Raw genomic sequence first — 18,535 nt, 5'->3', positions numbered from 1 at the left:
TCCTGACAGGCGACGCCGGGTCCGGTCCTGTACCGGGGCCGGCGTTTTGCTGTACGGCGTCTGGATTGGTGGAGGATGGTCCCGCGTCTTGCCGTGTTCTTCCAGGCAGGGCATGACGCAGGGATGACCGGATTGCCCCCTCCTGATGATGCGGCAGGCGCGCCCGGCGCTGCCACGATTTCCCTGACGGATCGTCGCCTCTGGTTGATCGGTCTGTACGGTCTTGCAAGCGGTCTGCCATTCCCGCTGTGCCACTTCACGCTGGGCCAGTGGATGAGCGATAGCGGTCTGTCCTTGCAGGCGATCGGCCTGTCTTCGCTGATCACGCTGGCCTATTCGCTCAAATTTCTCTGGTCGCCGGTAGCGGATTATGTTCACCCGCCTGGACCATTGCGACGTCTGGGGCGTCGGCGTGGATGGCTGTTGTTCGTGCAGGCGGTGCTGACAACCAGCATCCTCGCCATGGCCATGACCGATCCCCATGCGACGCCTTTCCTCACCATCGGTCTGGCTGCCTCCATGGCGTTTTTTTCTGCCAGCCAGGATATCGTCATTGATGCATGGCGGATCGAGACTTTCGGTCGTCGCGGGCAGGGGCCGGCTCTGGCTGGCTATGTCTGGGGCTATCGCATGGCGCTGCTGATCGGCAATGCCGGGGTGATCGGGCTGGCCAGTCTCGCGGGCTGGCATGTGGCCCTGCTTGCCGTGGGTGCGCTGAGTGCGCTTGGCATGGTGGTGACGCTGCTGGCGACGGAACCGGCGATCCCGTCTATCCCCGAGACCGTCACGCTGGAAACCGGCTGGCAGCGGCGTCTGCATGCCATGAAAGCGCCGCTGGCGGACATGCTGCGCAAGCCTTACAGCATCGCGGCGCTATGCTTCGTGACGCTGTTCCATCTGGGGGAGGCGCTGGCAGGAAAGATGTTGCCTCCTTATTACCGGGCGATGGGGTATCAGAAGGCGGATGTGGCTTTTGCCAATACGCCTTCCCTGTTCGCCGGTCTGGCGGGCGTGGCGGCGGGAGGCTGGCTTCAGCAGCGTATGGGCACCATGCGGGCACTGGTCCTGACCGGATGTATCCAGACCCTGGCGATCCTGATCTATCTGGCGCTTGGCTATGCGCAGGGCAGCCGGATGGCTTTGGTCGGTACAGTGGCGGTGGAGGCCTTTGTCGGTGGTCTGGCCAGCGCGTCTTTCCTGTCCTATTTGTCCGGTCTGTGCACACCCCGGCATAGCGCAACGCAATATGCTCTGCTGTCTTCACTGTCCGCCCTGCCGTTGAATACGGTGGCGGGTGCGTCCGGATTTCTGGCGGTTTGGTTAGGCTGGCACGGTTTCTATGCCGCGTGTACGCTGTCAGCCTTGCCGGCAATGGCCATCATGATCTGGCTGGCAACCCGGCCGGATGGGGGGGATCAGGCAGAAGAAGCCGTCTGCCATTCGCGCCAGCCTTCCGCTCTCAGCGAGCAGGCCGGGCATTCCCCGCACCCATAACCCCATGGATGGCGCTGGCTGCGATCCCCCAGATAGCAGGTATGGGTTTCTTCCTCGATCAGGGCGACAAGGGCTGGTCCGCCCAGTGAGTCCGCCAAGGCCCATGTCTCGGCCTTGGTCAGCCACATCAGCGGTGTTTCCAGCACGAAATGCGCCTCCATGCCGGTATTCAGCGCCAGTTGCATGGCCTTGATCGTATCGTCGCGGCAATCAGGATAGCCGGAGTAATCCGTTTCGCACATACCCCCCACCATCCGTCGCAGTCCGCGCCGCCAGCCCAGAGCGGCGGCATAGGTCAGGAAAATCAGGTTGCGGCCCGGCACGAAGCTGGTCGGCAAACCGCCCTGACCAATCTCGATCGGTGAGCGCCCGGTCAAGGCACTCTGTCCGACATGGTGCAGAGCATTGCCCAGATCCAGCACATGATCATCACCCAGTCGGCTGCCCCAATCTGCACCGGAACGGCCGCTCATGTGCGCGAGCACTTGCCGCACCCTGCCCCGGCATTCCATTTCCACACTGTGGCGCTGGCCGTAGGTGAAGCCGATCGTCTCCACATGGGCGAAGCGCTCCAGCGCCCAGGCGAGGCAGGTGGTGGAATCCTGCCCGCCGGAAAACAGCACCAGCGCATGGTCGTGGCGGGGCAGGGCGAGGCCGGGAATCGGTTTTGTCTCGATCATGCTCTCCCTCTGCCCGATTGCAGTGCCTATGATAAGCATTATGACGATTGATCTGACTGAACCGGAAATCCATCGCTATTCGCGGCACATCCTGCTGCCTGAAATGGGGGCGACAGGGCAGGGGCGCTTGAAAGCGGCCCGCGTGCTGGTTGTCGGGGCTGGCGGGCTGGGATCGCCCCTGCTGCTGTATCTGGCGGCGGCGGGGGTCGGTACGATCGGTGTGATTGACGATGACCGGGTCGAACTCTCCAACCTGCAACGCCAGATCGCGCACAGTACCGATCGGATCGGCATGCTGAAAGTCGATTCGGCCCGTCAGGCGGCAGAGGCGATCAATCCGGAGATCCGGATTGAAACGCATGTCGGCCGTCTCGACGAATCGAATGCGGCTTCGTTGATCAGCGCCTATGATCTGGTCTGCGATGGCAGCGACAATTTCCAGACCCGTTTTATCGTGGCGGATGCGGCGTTGCATGTCCGGCGTACTCTTGTTTCTGCCGCGGTGCTGCGTTTCGAAGGTCAGCTTTCCACGTTTCGCCCGCATCTCGATCCGGAAGGCCCGTGCTATCGCTGCCTGACGCCGGAGATCCCTCCGCGTGGAGCAGTGCCGAGCTGTGCGGAGGCCGGGATTCTCGGTGCCGTCACCGGTGTTCTCGGCAGTTTGCAGGCGACAGAGGTCATCAAGGAACTTTGTGGCATGGGGGAGAGCCTGTCGGGCCGGTTGTTGATCTGGGAGGCTCTGGCCGGTCGTTTCCGCACAATACGCCTGCCGCGTGACCCTCATTGCCCGTCCTGCGGAGGGCTGCATGGCCGTGGATGAAGCGCGGCAGAAGCAGGGTCTCGGCTTGATCCTGCTCTCCGGCGATTACGCACGGGTGCATTTCGGGTTCAGCCTTGCCGCGGGTGCGGCGGCGCTGGGGCGGAAGGTGGTGATCTTTGCCAGCGCGGCCGCCTGCCCTGCACTCATGCGGGACTGGAGTGCTCTGGAAGGGGCGAGCCGCGATCAGGATGCTTGTGCGAAAGGCGTGGCGGGATTGGAGGAATTGCGGGACGCGCTGTCGTTATTCGACATCCCGATGATCCTGTGCGAAGCGGGACTGAAAATGGCTGATCTCATGCCGCAGGATGTATTGCCCGGGGTGCGGATTGGCGGAATTGCCGGATTTCTGGAGGCCAGCCAGGGCTGCCAGATCGTGTCGATATGAACGGAGACTGCATGCACAGCCGTTTGATGAATTTTGCTCTCCCCGTTCTGAAGCGGTCTGCGCGGGATGTATTGCTGGCGGCCTTATGCGCCGGTTCTGTGCTGGGTGCGGGTGAGACTGCCTATGCGCAGACCAGTCCGGCGGTGAAGCACAACTCCTCCAGCCATCATAACAAGGCGACGACACATAAAACGCCGGTGGTGTCTCCGCCGCATCATGGTGCTGCTGGGGATAAGGCCAAAGCGTCACCTTCTGCCAATGCCCATGCGACCGGCAAGCATGTCCCCAAAGCTGCCGCCGCGGCTGCGGCGGCCGGAGCCGCGACAGGTGCTGCCGCTACGGCAACGGCCCCTGCGCCAGAGGACAAGAACGCCAAACCCAAACCGCCGCCACCCGATCCGAACAAAGGATCAGCCACCGGTCTGCCGATCCCGCGTTTTGCCGCGTTGCGGGCCGATGAGGTCAATATGCGCGTTGGGCCGGATACGCGTTATCCGATCGAGTGGGTTTATAAACGCCGCGAACTGCCGGTTGAGATCGTGCGTGAATTTCAGGTCTGGCGTCTGGTGCAGGATCAGGAAGGCGTCAAGGGCTGGGTGCATCAGGCGACGCTCACCGGCCGCCGCACTTTCCTGACCATCGGACAGACTCCTGTCACACTGCGCCGCCGGGCTGATGAAGAATCCTCAGCCGTCGCCATTCTGAAACCCGGTGTGGTGGGGCGGATACAGAACTGTGAAGCCAAATCCGAGTGGTGTCAGGTGCAGGTGAAATCTTATCGCGGCTATCTGCGCCGCTCCACGATGTGGGGGCTGCTGCCTGATGAGGTGGTGACGCATTAAGCCGGATATAACTGGCCATAATTTCTTCTGATGATATTTATTTTCATATGAGTTGACATTTTATCCGCCATGCTGTTTCATCCTTGACAGGATGAAGCCGGGTGGATGGAAAGATGTGTGGCATTGTCGGGCTTTTTTTAAAGGATAAGGGGCTTCAACCGCTTCTGGGGCGGATGACAGCCGATATGCTGGGCACCATGACCGATCGTGGCCCGGACAGCGCCGGAATCGCGATCTATGGTGGCGGCAGTACGGAGACGGTGAAATTTTCTCTCCGGGCCGAGGATGGATATGATTTCGCCGCTCTGGCCACGCAGATGCGTGATGCGCTGAACGTGGCGCTGGATGTGCGCCGCCACGATACGCATGCGGTGTTTATCGTTCCCGCGGCGTACGGAGAGGCAGCCGCGCTCTGGTTACACGATGTTCCAGGTGTGGATGTGTTCGCACAAGGACACCGGATCGAACTGTATAAGGAAGTCGGTCTGCCCCGCAGTGTCGCGCAGCGCTTCGGCATCGGCGATATGACCGGCACCCATGCGGTCGGCCATACCCGTATGGCAACAGAATCCGCCGTAACGACCTGTGGTGCGCATCCCTTTTCGACCGGGATGGATCAATGTCTGGTGCATAACGGTTCCCTGTCGAACCATGCCGGTCTGCGTCGTATGCTGAAGCGCGAAGGCATTCGCATCACGACCGAGAATGACTCGGAAGTGGCGGCGGGTTATCTCAGCCTGCGTATGCGGCAGGGTCTGTCGCTCGGGGATGCGCTGAAATCATCTCTGAATGATCTTGACGGGTTCTTCACATTTGTTGTCGGCACTGAAAACGGCTTTGCGGTTCTGCGTGATCCGGTGGCCTGTAAGCCGGCCGTGATGGCGGAAACCGATCAGTATGTCGCATTCGGATCGGAGTATCGTGCTCTTGCCGGGCTGCCGGGCATCAAGCAGGCCCGCGTGTGGGAACCGGAACCAGCGACCGTCTATTTCTGGGAGCATCAGTGATGCCGTCCTTTGATCTGGCTACCACGCCCTTGCGCGATCTGAACGGCGCATTGCATGCGCTGCATGAAAACACCAATGAAAGTCACTGGACGGTTGTTAATCCGGAAGGTGCGCATGCCATTGCCGTTGGTCTGGATGCACCCGTCTCTGTAGAGATTGACGGTAACGCCGGATATTACTGTGCGGGTATGAACAAGCAGGCTCATGTCGTTGTCAACGGCAATGTCGGCGTAGGTGTAGCGGAAAACATGCTGTCCGGCTTTGTGCATGTAAAGGGTGACGCCTCGGCTTCGGCGGGCGCAACAGCATGGGGCGGCATTCTGCGCATCGACGGTAATGCATCGTCCCGCTGCGGTATTTCCATGAAAGGTGTGGAGATTGTTGTCGGTGGCAGCATCGGCCATATGAGCGCCTTTATGGGACAGGCCGGTCGCCTGGTCGTATTCGGTGATGCCGGAGAGGCGTTGGGCGACAGCCTGTATGAGGCGCGTCTGTTCGTGCGCGGATCAGTGAAAAGCCTTGGCACGGACTGTATCGAAAAAGAAATGCGTGACGAGCACAAGCAGGAATTATTCGACCTGTTCAGGCGTGCCGGACTGGAAGGTCAGGTCGATCCTGCTGAATTCCGTCGCTATGGATCGGCACGCCGACTTTATAATTTCCATCTCGATAACGCGGGAGCTTACTGACATGACCGCATCCCCGCCCAGACAGGATGACGCCCTGTGGACGCCGCCGCGTGCGTCCTCGACATTCGATGAATATACGATTGGCCAGATTCGTCGTGCCGCCGCAACCGGCATCTACGACATACGTGGTGGTGGCGCGAAGCGCCGGGTTCCGCATTTCGATGATCTGCTGTTTGTTGGTGCTTCCATCAGCCGCTATCCGCTGGAAGGGTATCGCGAGAAATGCGGTACGGATGTGTGGCTTGGCACGCGATATGCCAAAAAGCCGATTCATCTGAAAATTCCTGTCACCATCGCGGGTATGAGCTTTGGCGCGCTGTCCGGTGCGGCGAAGGAAGCCTTGGGACGGGGTGCGACAACCGTCGGCACTTCCACCACCACGGGTGATGGTGGCATGACACAGGAGGAGCGGGGACATAGCCAGACGCTGGTCTATCAGTATCTGCCCAGCCGCTATGGCATGAATCCCGATGATCTGCGGCGCGCCGATGCGATCGAGATTGTGATTGGTCAGGGTGCCAAACCGGGTGGTGGCGGTATGCTGCTTGGCCAGAAAATTACTGAGCGCGTTGCGAAGATGCGCTGCCTGCCTCCCGGAATTGATCAGCGTTCGGCCTGTCGTCATCCCGACTGGACCGGCCCGGATGATCTGGAAATCAAGATTCTGGAACTGCGCGAAATCACCGGTTGGGAAAAACCGATTTACGTAAAGGTTGGGGCGTCCCGTCCGTATTACGATACGGCATTGGCTGTGAAAGCTGGTGCAGATGTCGTGGTGCTGGATGGTATGCAGGGCGGCACGGCGGCGACACAGGAAGTGTTCATCGAAAATGTCGGCCTCCCCATTCTCGCTGCTATTCGTCCGGCGGTGCAGGCGTTGCAGGATCTGGGCATGCATCGCAAGGTGCAGCTGATCGTCTCCGGCGGTATTCGCATGGGGGCGGATGTGGCGAAGGCGCTGGCACTCGGTGCTGATGCGGTGGCGGTTGGAACCGGTGCGCTGATTGCGCTGGGTGACAATGATCCTGCGCTGGAAGAAGAATATGCCAAGCTCGGTACGACGGCGGGGGCTTATGATGACTGGCATGAAGGGCGTGACCCGGCCGGTATTACCACGCAGGATCCGGTTCTGTCGGCGCGGCTTGACCCGGTATTGGGCGGTCGGCGTATTGCCAACTATCTTTCTGTCCTGACGCTGGAAGCACAGACGATTGCCCGGGCTTGCGGCAAGAGCCATGTGCATAATCTGGAACCGGAAGATCTCGTTGCCCTGACCATGGAGGCTGCTGCGATGGCACGGGTTCCGCTGGCTGGCACGAACTGGATTCCCGGGCTTCAGCCGGGCTGAGACACCAAGACAGATAAAATGGCTGGCACAGTTCGATGTGCCAGCCATAACAAAATCATAACCGGTATAAAACAGCCGGGAAACGCCGATTACAGGGTTGATCATGTCGCCCGCTGCCATCTTTCATAGTCCCGTTTGCTGTCTGCATGAAGCGGGCGTGAAATCATCATTGGTAACGGGCCCGGGTGCATTGACAGCCGCATGAAGCAGGCCGTCCTGGAGAGGAAAACGCCAATGGCGACCATCTTGTCAGAGGAAGCGAAAAAAAGGGGTATTCGCTATTTCCTCATATCCTATGTAGATCTTTTTGGTACTAACCGTGCAAAGCTGGTACCAGCAGCGGCCATTGATGGCATGGTCAAATCAGGCGCGGGTTTCGCGGGGTTTGCAAGCTGGCTTGATTTGACGCCTGCTCATCCTGACGTGAATGCGGTGCCTGATCCGGACAGCCTGATCCAGCTTCCATGGAAACCGGAAGTCGGTTGGCTGGCGGCCGATTTGCATATGGGCGGCAAGATTCTGCCACAGGGGCCACGCAACGTTCTGAAGAAAATGAAACAGGATGCTGCGGAAAAAGGAATTACACTGAAAACCGGTGTGGAGCCTGAGTTTTTCCTGCTGGATCCATCGGGCACATCTATTGGCGATACACTCGATACTTCCAGCAAACCTTGTTATGATCAGGGCGCTTTGATGCGCCGTTATGATGTGATCAGCGAGATATGCGATTACATGACGGCGCTGGGCTGGGGACCATATCAGAACGATCATGAGGACGGAAACGGCCAGTTTGAAATGAACTGGAATTATGCTGATGCTCTGATAACGGCTGACCGTACTACTTTCTTTAAATATATGGTGCGTACGATTGCGGAAAAGCACGGTCTGCGCGCGACCTTCATGCCGAAACCGTTCCTGAACCGTACCGGAAGCGGCTGCCATATGCATATGTCGCTGTGGAACGGGGAGAGTAATCTTCTGGACGATCCAGCCGATTCACGCGGGCTTGGTCTGTCTGCGCTGGGGTATCATTTTATCTCCGGCCTGATGGAATGTTCTGATGCGCTATGTGCGATTACCAATCCGACGGTCAATTCCTTCAAGCGGATTATTGCGCCGCCTGGCCTGTCAGGTTCGACCTGGGCGCCGAATACGGTGACCTATGCCGGTGACAACCGTACTCACATGATTCGTGTGCCGGCAGGCGGACGGATGGAAATCAGATTGCCTGATAATGCGGCCAATCCCTATTTGCTGCCTGCCGCTATTCTGGCCGCTGGATTGTACGGGATCGAGACGAAAGGCGATCCCGGAGAGCCGTTGGATATCGACATGTATCGGGATGCCGCGAAGCTCGACAATGTGCGCAGGCTGCCGGGCAATCTGCTGGATGCGTTGCGAGCCCTGAAAGGTTCGGAAGTCATCCGTGCGGCATTCGGTCCTGATGTGGTGGACAGTTACGTCAAGCTGCGGCAGCGGGAATGGGATGAATACATGTATCATCTCACCGATTGGGAACGGCAGCAGACACTGGATTGCTGAGTCCTGAGCGGATGCAGATCAAGGGGAGCTTCGGCTCCCCTTTTTTCGGCAGCCCGGTCAGCCTGCCTGCGCCAAAGCCTTGTGAGCCAGCGCAATAGCCCCTTCACGGGTTTTGGCACCGCCTACAAAGCGGCGCACATGCACGAAGACGGCATCGGCCACACCGCTGACGGCCGCGAGATCAGCACCCTGTAGGCCGGCCCAGCTTTCCGGCAAAGGCAGGCGTTGGGCAAAGGAGCCGGGTTCTGGCGGCACGGTATCGACCATCCAGTTGCCATTGGAGGCAGGGGAGACCGCCAGTAATACCGGAAGATCGTGGCTGAACACGACATTTTTCCATGGCATGCCGGTCTCCAGCACCAGCAGGCGTTTATCATCAGCCGCCGCATGCGCCGCCAGGACCAGTGCCTCAGCCTGAAGCTTGGAGCGCTGGATATCGACCTGGCGTGCCAGTACACCGGCCACCATGGCGGTCGCATGCTGGAAGGCGTCATCTCCGGCCGTGGGGCCGTTGGCATCGGGGCTGTCCCAGGGCGGGTTGAAATCGCCGACGAGCGCTGCAAGATCAAGAGAGTTACGAACAACCGGGCCTGAAGCCGAAACACCATTGTCGATTTCGTCAATGCGCTTCACCAATTTTCCATCCAGAGCCGTGGCGATGGCAGGGGCGAAGGCAGCATCCTGCGGTGCGAGCAGGGAGGCGACGGCACGTTCCCCATATATCTGCCAGACCAGCCCGGCAGAGGAAAAAGGCGTGCCATCCTCCCGCGTAGGTGCACCGATCTGATGATGATCAAACCGGTTATTGGAAGGATCCGAGATCAGCCCGACATCAAAAACGATATCGCCGGTTTCGATCAGCTCCGGCTTGCGGGTGCGTAGAAGCACATGGTCCTCACCCGATCTGGAAAGACCGAGAGCAAAACGCAATACGGCGTAGGCGAACACCTCATCGCAATGGAATTTTCCGCTATGGGTAATCAGCAGCGGCGTAATCTTCTTGATCATAAAAATCCTGAAAAACTTCAGTTGTTAAAAGTCGGTCGATTTGTCCGCTGCTGAAAAGATGGCTCCAGTACTGAGCTTAGTTTTTTCAACAGCATATCCATACTGAACGGCTTGGCCAGAATATCCAGATTTTCCTGTACATATGTGCTCAGCCTGTCTGCAGCGTGAGGGGTACAGTCATATCCCGTCATCAAAAGGACAGGCAGGTCAGGAATAAGTGACAGGGCTTCTGCTGCCAGCTCCCGGCCGTTCATGCTGCCGGGCAGGCCGATATCCGTAATCAGACCGTCAATCCTGTGTCCATTCTGCAAAGTGTTTTTCAGCAGCCTCAGTGCTGCTGCGGCATGATCGGCCAACAGGATTTTGTATCCCTGATCCTGAAGGGTTTCCTTGATCAAATGGCGGATCGCCTCTTCATCATCCACAACCATAATTGTACCACTGGCTGGATGAGAGGATGAAGTGGAGGTGGATGCAAAAAAACCTGTCATCTGTCCGGTATGGTGGGCAGTGGAAAGATCACCATGATAACAGGGAAAATAAAGACGGATTGTTGTTCCTGATCCGAGAGATGATTTCAGTCGTATATGGCCGCCCGTCTGTTTGATGAAACCGTAAATCATCGACAGGCCAAGTCCGGTTCCCTGACCAATCGGTTTTGTCGTGAAGAACGGATCGAAAGCACGCCTCATGACATCCTCAGTCATTCCTATACCGGTATCCTGCACGGCGATGACCACGTAATCACCGGGTTGGAAATTGGAAAGCGCGCTGTCAAGCCATGTTTCGTTTACTTCGCTGACATGTCGATCCGGTATCTGTATGATGCCTGTCTCTATGATCAGGGTTCCACCCTGCGGCATGGCATCGCGTGCATTGATCACCAGATTCAGCAATCCGTTTTCCAGTTGATTGGGATCACATTGAATCAATGCAGGCATTGACTGAAAACTGGTCTGAACCTGAATGGAGGGGCCACAAATACTTTTGATCAGTTCAGCCATGCCGGTCATCAGGCTTGCCGGATCAAGTATGCATGGTGACAAGGTCTGACGCCGTGAGAAAGCCAGAAGACGGTGGGTCAGGGATGCCCCTCGCTCCACCGCTTGATGGGCGGTGGCAATATAGCGTGGCAGGGATTGCAGGCGTCCGCGATCCAGATTGGTCTGTATCAGTTCCAGACTGCCGCGGAGGGCTGTCAGCAAATTATTGAAGTCATGCGCAATCCCACCGGTCAGTTGCCCGACCGCTTCCATTTTTTGTGACTGGTGCAGCTGTGCTTCCAGTTCCTTGCGGTGTTCTTCGGCTGAGATGAGATCTGTAACATCGCGTCCGGTTGCATAGATCAACCCGTCAAACGGTACAGCATTCCATGAAATCCATCGGTAGCTGCCATCGACATGAAGAATACGGACAGGTTGGCTGACGACTGTCTGCCCTTGCCGCATCTGTTCCATTGAGCGTTCGACTTCCGCCAGATCATCCGGGTGACACAAGATATCGATGGGATTTTCGATATCCTTGACGTTGTCCCACCCCAATATGGCTTGCCAGGCCGGATTGATGCTCAGAATGCGGCCATCGTACCGGAGGATGGCCAGAAGATCGCGGGACAGGCACCAGATGCGTTCCAGTTCCTGCACATGGTGGGCGATTTCCTGTTCCAGTCCCTGGCTGCGGGCGGCGAGGGCCTCCCGGATGTTTCGCTCCACATCGATATCCGTGCAGCTGCCGAACCAGCGAAGCGGTTCCCCCGTGGCGGGATCGGGTTCCGGTTGTGCCGTGAGCAGAAACCAGCGATAGCCCCCACTGCGATGACGCATGCGGTATTCACATTTCAGGCTGCCTTCCTGCCTTGCCGCCGCCCAGGCGGTGCGGAGAGTCTGTCGGTCATGCGGATGGACGAGACTCATCCAGCGGCCTTTCTGAAGAAGATGCCGGGGCGACCGACCGCTGAAATGCTCCCATTTCTCGCTGACGTATAAAATATCTCCCTGTTGATCGGTCATCCAGATGATCTGTGGCAGGCTTTCCGTCATCATCCGGAAACGGGCTTCACTGTATTGAAGGGCCTGCTGGGCCTCCCGTGCTTCGGTAATGTCGCGGGAGACGGCCATCAGGCGCGTTATGCGGCCCTTTTGATCGAGCAGGGGTGTGATGATTATGTCCCAATGTGAGGATTCCCCCTGGCTGTTGGTGGTGGTTCCTTCCAGACGGCCGATCCCTCCTGATCGCGCTTTCGCAACGGCCGCCAAGGCCTGGGAGCGCACAGGTTCGTCCCATAAATGCGGCCAGGATTTGCCAATGACATGGGAAGGATCGGCGATGCCCAGAGCCTTGAGGCCGGCATTGCTGATGAACAGCAGCCTTCCGTCTGTCGTCAGAATTTTCATACAATCCGGAGACGTGCCCAGCAGTTCCAGAAAGTCGCTCTGCGCAGGGACATGCCCGTTCTGGTCGGATTGATCGTTGGATTGATCATCGGGGGGATCGCTCTGCATGCCGGCCAGCCGGGCAAGGGCCAGCAGCCGATCGGTCTGTGCGGGGGAGAGCGTCCGGGCTGTCATCCCCAGGACGCATAATGCGCCCTGCTTACGTCCAGAAGGCGTTATAATGGGGTGAGCGGCGAAAAAAACAGGCCGGATCACCTCCGTTGGCAGCGCTTGATCCCGGATATGGATGACCGGTTCCTCGCCTGCCATAAAGGCCTTTGCCAGTGCAGAAAGAGAGGTGGGAGGAAGAAAAGGCAACTTCCCCTGTCCTGCGTCATGAATGTCCAGAAACGCGGACTGACCGGGGGCGGCGTTGATATAGAGCACCGCACACTCTGCATCGCACGCCAGTGCGGCCAGTCTGGCAATGCCTGCGCAGCCTTCATGCCACCCAGGTGCCAGTTCTTCCGGATCCGGCTTGATGGCTGCTTCATTGGATGCTTGCTGGTTCAGACCGGAAATGGATGAGGTGCCCTCGATGACGTTCAGGAAAAAGACCCTTCTTCAAGCCCTGTTATAAAACATAGCGTATCATAAGAAGAATAATGGGTAATCTTATTGTGACGTCTGACTGAATAAGCGCATCATCGCGGAAACGAAAGCTTTATAAATCAGAATCCGAACGAAACTTTTTTCATATTGCTGCTACGGAGATTTTTATACCGGGACAGTGCCATCAACGGGAAAAACTGTCTGTAACCGTGATATTTCAGGTAGAAGACCCGCGGGAAGCCAACCGCCGTATAGGCCGCTTCATCCCATTCCCCATCCGGCTTCTGTGTGGCCTGCAAATAGGCAATGCCGCGCCGTGTCGCCTCATGTTCGGCTTCCCCGGCGGCCATGAGACCAATCAGCGCCCAGGCGGTCTGGCTGGGGGTGCTTTCCTTGTAACGACCGGGCTGCGCGCCTGAGGCTGGGTCATAGGTTTCCTCATCCTCGCCCCAGCCGCCATCCTCGCGCTGTGTTGCCACCAAAAAATTGACCGCGCGCCGGATGGCGGGGTCATCATGCGGCATGCCGGCAACATTCATGGCGCACAATACGGACCATGTGCCGTAGATATAGTTGGTGCCCCAGCGGCCGAACCAGCTTCCATCGGCCTCCTGCTCCTTGCGCAGCCAGGCCATGGCACGGTCGATCACGGGTTTGTCTTCCGGATTACCCAGCTGGGCGAGGAAGGAGATACAGCGTGCCGTCACATCGGCGGTCGGCGGATCCAGCAACGCACCATGATCGGCGAAGGGGATGTGGTTCAGATAATCCTTGTCATTATCGGCATCGAACGCCCCCCAGCCGCCGTCGCGGCATTGCAGCCCGATGATCCACTCACGTGCTTTCCGGATGCTCTCCTCATGGGCCGGGTCACCCTGCCGGTGCAGCAGCATGGCCACGACCGCGGTATCGTCCACATCCGGGTAATGGGCATTATTGTACTGGAAGGCCCAGCCACCTGGCTGGACACCGGGACGGATTTCAGCCCAGTCGCCGACCACATCGGTGATCTGACGGTTCCGCAGCCAGTCGCAGGCGGCTGCCACACCCGGGGAAACAGCGCCCTCAGCTTCGGCCATGGCATGGCCCGACAGGCCGGTATCCCAGATGGGGGAGAGGCAGGGCTGGCAATAGGCCTCATCCTCCTTGATGACCAGCAGCTTGCGGACGCTTTCCCATGCAATCGCGGCCTCCGGATGATCGGGGCTGTAGCCCAGCACATCGTACATCATCACGCTATTCGCCATGGCGGGATAAATTGCGCCCAGCCCGTCCTCACCATTCAGGCGCTCCCGCACGAAATCCACGGCCAGACGGATGCTGCGCGGGCGCATGGGCTTCAGCGCCACCGGCTCCACAACACGCAGCACGCTGTCCAGATATTTGAAAAAATGTCCCCAGCCGGAGCGGAATGGACCACGGATCCAGTCCCTGATCCGGTCGGGATCATGCAGGAACAGCTCCCGCACATGCACGTTGCGCGGATTGCGTGCTTTCGGCTTGCGGTCCATCAGTACCAGCAGCGGTGCGATCACGGTGCGCGACCAGTAGCTGACTTTCCACATGTTGATGGGAAACCATTTGGGCGCGATCATCAGCTCAGCCGGCATGACCGGTACGCCGCGCCAGGGAATCTGCCCGAACAGCGCCAGTTGAATGCGGGTGAAGACATTGCTGCGCTCTGCCCCGCCTGCGGCCAGGATGGCTTCGCGGGCGCGGCGCATATGCGGCGCATCCGGATCGTCCCCAATCGCTTTCAGTGCGTAGTACGCCTTGACGCTGGCGGAAAGGTTGAAAGCACCTTCGTGAAACAGCGGCCAGCCGCCATGGTCGCCCTGAATTCGCCGCAGATAGACGCCGATCTTGCGCTCCAGATCGTCGTCGATCCGATCCAGAAAATGTTCGAGCAGCACATATTCCGCCGGAATGGTGGCATCGGCCTCCAGCTCGAAAACCCAATGCCCGTCCGTCTGCTGTTTCCGGTGCAGAGCCATGCTGGCGCGCAGCACGGCCTGTTCCAGCATATCGCCAGAGATGGCTTCAGAAGCCAGATCGGCAGGGATGTCTTTTGGCATTGGTTCAGCCCGGTAGTAGCATTTTGACAGCTATCGAACCGGACCTGATCGCACCTTCGATTGTTGCAGGCAAGCCGGTTGCGGTCCAGTCCCCTGCGAGAGCCAGATTGGTGATGCCGCATTGCAACATGAAGTCGGCTTGAGGGCGTCGGGCATTCTGTGCGGGGGAGGCAAGGAAAGTGGCTCGTTTTTCCCGTACAATGCGGAGTTTGGGCATCTGTCCCTGCTGACCGGTGGCGCGCCGGATGTCGTCCCAGACGCGCTCTGGTACGTCCGGATCGTCCAACAGATGATTGGCGGCGCTGATGGTGACGGAGAGCACCTCGGGCCGTCGGAAAATCCATTCTGCCGTGCCGCCGACCACGCCAATGAAGCCCGCCTGGATGAAATCGGGATGTGTGGAGGAAGCGTGTGGCGTGCGGAAATGCAGATTGATGATGGCTTCATGCTGATCCGGCACGGTCAGACCAGGCAGCAAATCGGCAGCCACCCAGGCCGGAACAGCGAGGATGACCTTGTCGGCCGGTCCCAGCCTGATATCCCCCAGCGTGGCGACGCGCCCGTTCTCGATAGTGAGGGATGCGATGCGGTGGCCCAACCGGATTTCCGCCCCCAAGGCGGACAGACGGCTCAGCGCGGGATCAACGAAACTTTCCGACATGCCTTCCCGCGGAATGGCGGGAATACAGGCGGACCCTCCTTCAGCGAGGGTTTCGTGGATGATGGCTCCGAACAGGCTGGCACTGGCTTCATGCGGGCGGGTATTCAGCGCAGACACCGCAAGAGGCTCCAGCAACCGCCGAAACAGAGGTTCCGGCAGGGCCAGATCCTGCACTGTTGCTTCTTTCTTCGCCCGCAGGATGCGCAGCAGGGAGAGATAGTCTCGTGCCTTTGTGCCCGCGACACGGGCTTGACGCTTCAGCAGCCATAGCGGCAGGCGGCCAAGACCTGGCTGCACGCTCCAGAATGATCCATCGGTGAGATCGGCAAAGGGAAACAGGGGTTTCCCCGGCCCGCTGAGACTGTCACTCGCGCCGATCCGTTGCAGGAAACCATGCGCCGCCCGGTTGCCGGACAGCAGGAGATGGTTGCCATTGTCGATCCTGCACCCAAGCTCCTTGTCGAAATAGGAGCGGCAGCGGCCGCCTGCCTGACGACTTGATTCATACAGCGTGACACGTTGACCGCCCTCGGCGAGGTCAAGGGCTGCGGACAGTCCGGCCAGACCCCCGCCGACAATATGGAACATGGGTGATGAACAGATTGAATGTGACACGCGCACACGGATGCGCGGAGAGACGCGTAAAGTAAAGTCTCAGGGTGAGGTGCTGCTTTTACGGCCCGAGCCAAGGTCGTCCCGGAACAGGTCAATCAGAGGCTGCGCCAGTTCGAGATTCTCGTCAGAGATATCACCAAATACGGCAATCTCGGAATTTCCGAGGACAGGAAGCGAGTCGATCTCTTTCAGCCCGCTTGGGACATTGGAGCGACCAATGGGAATAATGCACAGCCCTTCCTGCGCAAAGGCAATGATGCCCAACAGGCTGGTTGAGGTATAGCGCAGCTCATGTGGAATACGGGCGCGGGACAAGACATCCAGTGCCCGTTCCCGGAACATGCATCCCGTTGAGAGGGTTGCCAAAGGCAGGGGCTTGTCCCGCTCCGGCATCCGGAAATCGTTGGCGGCGACCCAGACCATGGTTTCGGTCCAGATGGGCATCCCCATCGTGTCACCGGCACGGCGTCTGCCGATCACCAGATCGAATCGCCCTTCATCACAGGCGGTGCGGAGTTCAGCGCAGCGGCCTACCTCTATTTCCAGCCTGACGGCGGGATAGGTACGTTGAAAGCGCCCCACAATCTGCGCGAGATGATGGGGCAGGAAATGATCCGCGACGCCCAGCCGTAAATGCCCTTTGATCGGGCTGGCCACCAGACGCCGCACGGCCTCATCATTCAGGGATAACAGCCGGTGCGCGTAAGCCAGCAGGATATCCCCATCCGGAGTCAGGGCGAGGTGACGGCTGGAGCGGTCGAAAACCCGGCGATTGATCAGGTCTTCCAGCCGTTTGATTTTGAGGCTGATGGCGGATTGCGTCAGACCCATCACCTGACCGGCGGCGGTAAAGCCCCGTTCCGCCGCCACGCAGGCGAAGCAGCGGAGCAGATCGAGATCGAGATCAGGATAATTCACTTCAGGCTGCTCCTGCGGCAGCACTGATTTCCGATAGGAAGAAAGAACTGCCTGATGCGAAGGATGGATAGAACCATGAGCAATACAAATGATTCTACCCGCGTCAATCAGGAAATTTTATCTTTCTTGCCTGGTATGGCCTTAAAGATCGTCCCATCCACCACCGGAATCGGACCATCCTGAATCGCCGCTGTCACCCCAGCTGCCCTGATCAGGGCCCGTGTCGTTCTGAAGATTGCCCCAGTCATTACCGCCGGGTGCTGCCCCACCTGCATCGCCACCCGTGCCCCAGACGCCGCTGTCACCACCGGCCCCGAATCCGGCACCCGGATCGGCATGCTCGTGGCCGGAGAACAGCCCGGTCAGCATATTGCCGACCACCATACCGCCCGCCACGCCCGCGGCGGTCGTCAGGGCTGAGCCGAGGAATCCACTTCCGCCGCGTTGGAAGGGAGGTTGGGCATATCCGGGTTGGGCGTAGCCCTGCTGGGGATAACCCTGCTGGGGCGGAGGCTGGAAGGCTGGCTGCTGAGGCGCGGAGGGTTGGCCGCCACCAAACAGAGTGCTGAAAAATCCGCCACGAGGCTGGCCGCTCTGTTGCTGAAGCGCCTGCATCTGTTGTTGCAGTTGCTGAACCTGCTGTTGGAGGGCCTGAATTTTTTTACCGGCCTCGGCCAATGCGTAATCCTGCACATAGGCGGTCTGGGTCAGCCGGTAGCGGGCTTCGGGATAGCGGGTGAAAAGCTGGCCGATCAACGCATCGGCGTCGCGATCGACGGGGGGCAGCGTCTGTACCGCTGTTCCCGGCGCGGTCTGTGCGCCGCTGACCCGCTCGATGAAGCGGGTGATGATCTCGCGTTCCTGGTCGTTCATATCCGGCCGCTCTCCTGGCGATGTCCCCTCAATGCTCGGCATGAGGGTGCTGGACGAAACATGGCGCGGCATCGGGCGGCGATCAAGACGCCCCCGTCAGGATAGCCGGTACAAGCGCCACCCTGACGGGACAGGCTGCATCAGCCTTCGTTCACCTGACGGATCCACTCACCGAGATTGTAGTGGTTGGAAATGCGGGCCACCTTGCCGTCGCGGATGGTGAAGAAAGCACCGGCGGGCAGCGTGTAACGCTGGCCACGGGCCGGCGCGGTGCCTTCCGGCACGCCGGGATCCGTCTTCAAATATTCACCATGCACGATGAATTCGGAGGCCGCGAACCGGCCGGTCGATTCGGTCATCACGCGTAGCAGCTCGATCCGCTCGCGGTAGCAGTTGTTCATATGGGCGAGGAAGCGGGAGAAGGCTTCCTTGCCGACTTCCTTGTCGCCCTGGCTGATATCGTGCTCCACGTCATCGGTCAGCAGGGCCAGGAAAGCGGCTTCATCACCGGCGTTGAAAGCCTCGTAATACGCGCGGATCAGCGCGTCGGCATTCTGGGTCATGGTTGATCCTCACTTGTTACGGATTGCCGCC

General features: G+C 59.1%; 16 protein-coding genes. 8 read left to right on the top strand and 8 right to left on the bottom strand.

Features of this window, described 5'->3' with window-relative positions; translation table 11 throughout:
• Positions 1-75: 75 nt before the first annotated feature.
• Complete coding sequence (locus GBCGDNIH1_RS23105; RefSeq protein WP_050748473.1) at positions 76-1,494, top strand: AmpG family muropeptide MFS transporter; 1,419 nt, start codon at positions 76-78, stop codon at positions 1,492-1,494.
• Here the strand turns inward: GBCGDNIH1_RS23105 and queC are convergent.
• Entirely contained in the window at positions 1,416-2,174 is a 759-nt protein-coding gene (gene queC, locus GBCGDNIH1_RS23100; protein WP_011632817.1) for a 7-cyano-7-deazaguanine synthase QueC, read from the bottom strand. The two genes, GBCGDNIH1_RS23105 and queC, sit on opposite strands and share 79 nt — an antisense overlap.
• A 40-nt stretch (positions 2,175-2,214) precedes the next feature.
• On the opposite strand from queC, the gene GBCGDNIH1_RS23095 reads away from it, so the two are divergent.
• The 7 genes from GBCGDNIH1_RS23095 to glnT all read left to right on the top strand — a co-directional run bounded on the left by GBCGDNIH1_RS23095 (position 2,215) and on the right by glnT (position 8,807).
• Positions 2,215-2,994 (top strand): HesA/MoeB/ThiF family protein, encoded by a 780-nt coding sequence (locus GBCGDNIH1_RS23095; protein ID WP_043453121.1) that lies wholly within the window; start codon positions 2,215-2,217, stop codon positions 2,992-2,994.
• Positions 2,981-3,379 (top strand): hypothetical protein, encoded by a 399-nt coding sequence (locus GBCGDNIH1_RS23090; protein ID WP_011632815.1) that lies wholly within the window; start codon positions 2,981-2,983, stop codon positions 3,377-3,379. The genes GBCGDNIH1_RS23095 and GBCGDNIH1_RS23090 overlap by 14 nt, the downstream gene beginning before the upstream one ends.
• An 11-nt stretch (positions 3,380-3,390) precedes the next feature.
• A complete protein-coding gene (locus GBCGDNIH1_RS23085; RefSeq protein ID WP_232449652.1) occupies positions 3,391-4,221 on the top strand; it encodes an SH3 domain-containing protein in 831 nt (276 codons plus the stop codon).
• A gap of 113 nt (positions 4,222-4,334) precedes the next feature.
• Positions 4,335-5,228, top strand: coding sequence for a class II glutamine amidotransferase (locus tag GBCGDNIH1_RS23080; protein WP_025318478.1), 894 nt, complete (start codon positions 4,335-4,337; stop codon positions 5,226-5,228).
• The gene (locus GBCGDNIH1_RS23075) at positions 5,228-5,917 is read left to right on the top strand and encodes a protein glxC (protein WP_011632812.1); all 690 of its coding nucleotides are present in this window, start codon (positions 5,228-5,230) and stop codon (positions 5,915-5,917) included. Before GBCGDNIH1_RS23080 ends, GBCGDNIH1_RS23075 begins: the two co-directional genes overlap by 1 nt.
• Before the next feature lies 1 nt (position 5,918).
• Positions 5,919-7,265, top strand: a complete 1,347-nt coding sequence (locus tag GBCGDNIH1_RS23070) for an FMN-binding glutamate synthase family protein (RefSeq protein ID WP_011632811.1) — start codon at positions 5,919-5,921, stop codon at positions 7,263-7,265.
• Positions 7,266-7,499: 234 nt separating this feature from the next.
• Positions 7,500-8,807: a type III glutamate--ammonia ligase gene (glnT, locus tag GBCGDNIH1_RS23065; protein WP_025318480.1), complete on the top strand. Its 1,308-nt coding sequence runs from the start codon at positions 7,500-7,502 to the stop codon at positions 8,805-8,807.
• A 57-nt stretch (positions 8,808-8,864) separates the two neighbouring features.
• On the opposite strand, the gene GBCGDNIH1_RS23060 is transcribed toward glnT, so the two are convergent.
• The 7 genes from GBCGDNIH1_RS23060 to GBCGDNIH1_RS23030 all read right to left on the bottom strand — a co-directional run bounded on the left by GBCGDNIH1_RS23060 (position 8,865) and on the right by GBCGDNIH1_RS23030 (position 18,504).
• Positions 8,865-9,815, bottom strand: coding sequence for an MYG1 family protein (locus GBCGDNIH1_RS23060; RefSeq protein WP_011632809.1), 951 nt, complete (start codon positions 9,813-9,815; stop codon positions 8,865-8,867).
• 17 nt (positions 9,816-9,832) lie between these two features.
• Positions 9,833-12,634: a PAS domain S-box protein gene (locus GBCGDNIH1_RS23055; RefSeq protein ID WP_011632808.1), complete on the bottom strand. Its 2,802-nt coding sequence runs from the start codon at positions 12,632-12,634 to the stop codon at positions 9,833-9,835.
• Between the two features lie 284 nt (positions 12,635-12,918).
• The gene (gene shc / locus GBCGDNIH1_RS23050) at positions 12,919-14,874 is read right to left on the bottom strand and encodes a squalene--hopene cyclase (RefSeq protein ID WP_011632807.1); all 1,956 of its coding nucleotides are present in this window, start codon (positions 14,872-14,874) and stop codon (positions 12,919-12,921) included.
• 4 nt (positions 14,875-14,878) lie between these two features.
• Positions 14,879-16,123: a hydroxysqualene dehydroxylase HpnE gene (hpnE, locus tag GBCGDNIH1_RS23045; RefSeq protein ID WP_043453118.1), complete on the bottom strand. Its 1,245-nt coding sequence runs from the start codon at positions 16,121-16,123 to the stop codon at positions 14,879-14,881.
• Between the two features lie 66 nt (positions 16,124-16,189).
• On the bottom strand, positions 16,190-17,068 hold the full coding sequence (locus GBCGDNIH1_RS23040) for a LysR family transcriptional regulator (RefSeq protein WP_043454490.1): 879 nt from the start codon (positions 17,066-17,068) through the stop codon (positions 16,190-16,192).
• A gap of 141 nt (positions 17,069-17,209) precedes the next feature.
• Positions 17,210-17,941, bottom strand: a complete 732-nt coding sequence (locus GBCGDNIH1_RS23035) for a DUF2076 domain-containing protein (RefSeq protein ID WP_043454488.1) — start codon at positions 17,939-17,941, stop codon at positions 17,210-17,212.
• 140 nt (positions 17,942-18,081) lie between these two features.
• Positions 18,082-18,504, bottom strand: a complete 423-nt coding sequence (locus tag GBCGDNIH1_RS23030) for a ketosteroid isomerase-related protein (RefSeq protein ID WP_011632803.1) — start codon at positions 18,502-18,504, stop codon at positions 18,082-18,084.
• Between the last annotated feature and the right edge of the window lie 31 nt (positions 18,505-18,535).

The organism is Granulibacter bethesdensis CGDNIH1, from assembly GCF_000014285.2.
Taxonomy (GTDB): Bacteria; Pseudomonadota; Alphaproteobacteria; order Acetobacterales; family Acetobacteraceae; genus Granulibacter; species Granulibacter bethesdensis.
Note: the sequence above shows the minus strand (reverse complement) of the source record. Positions and strands in the feature narration are given on the sequence as shown.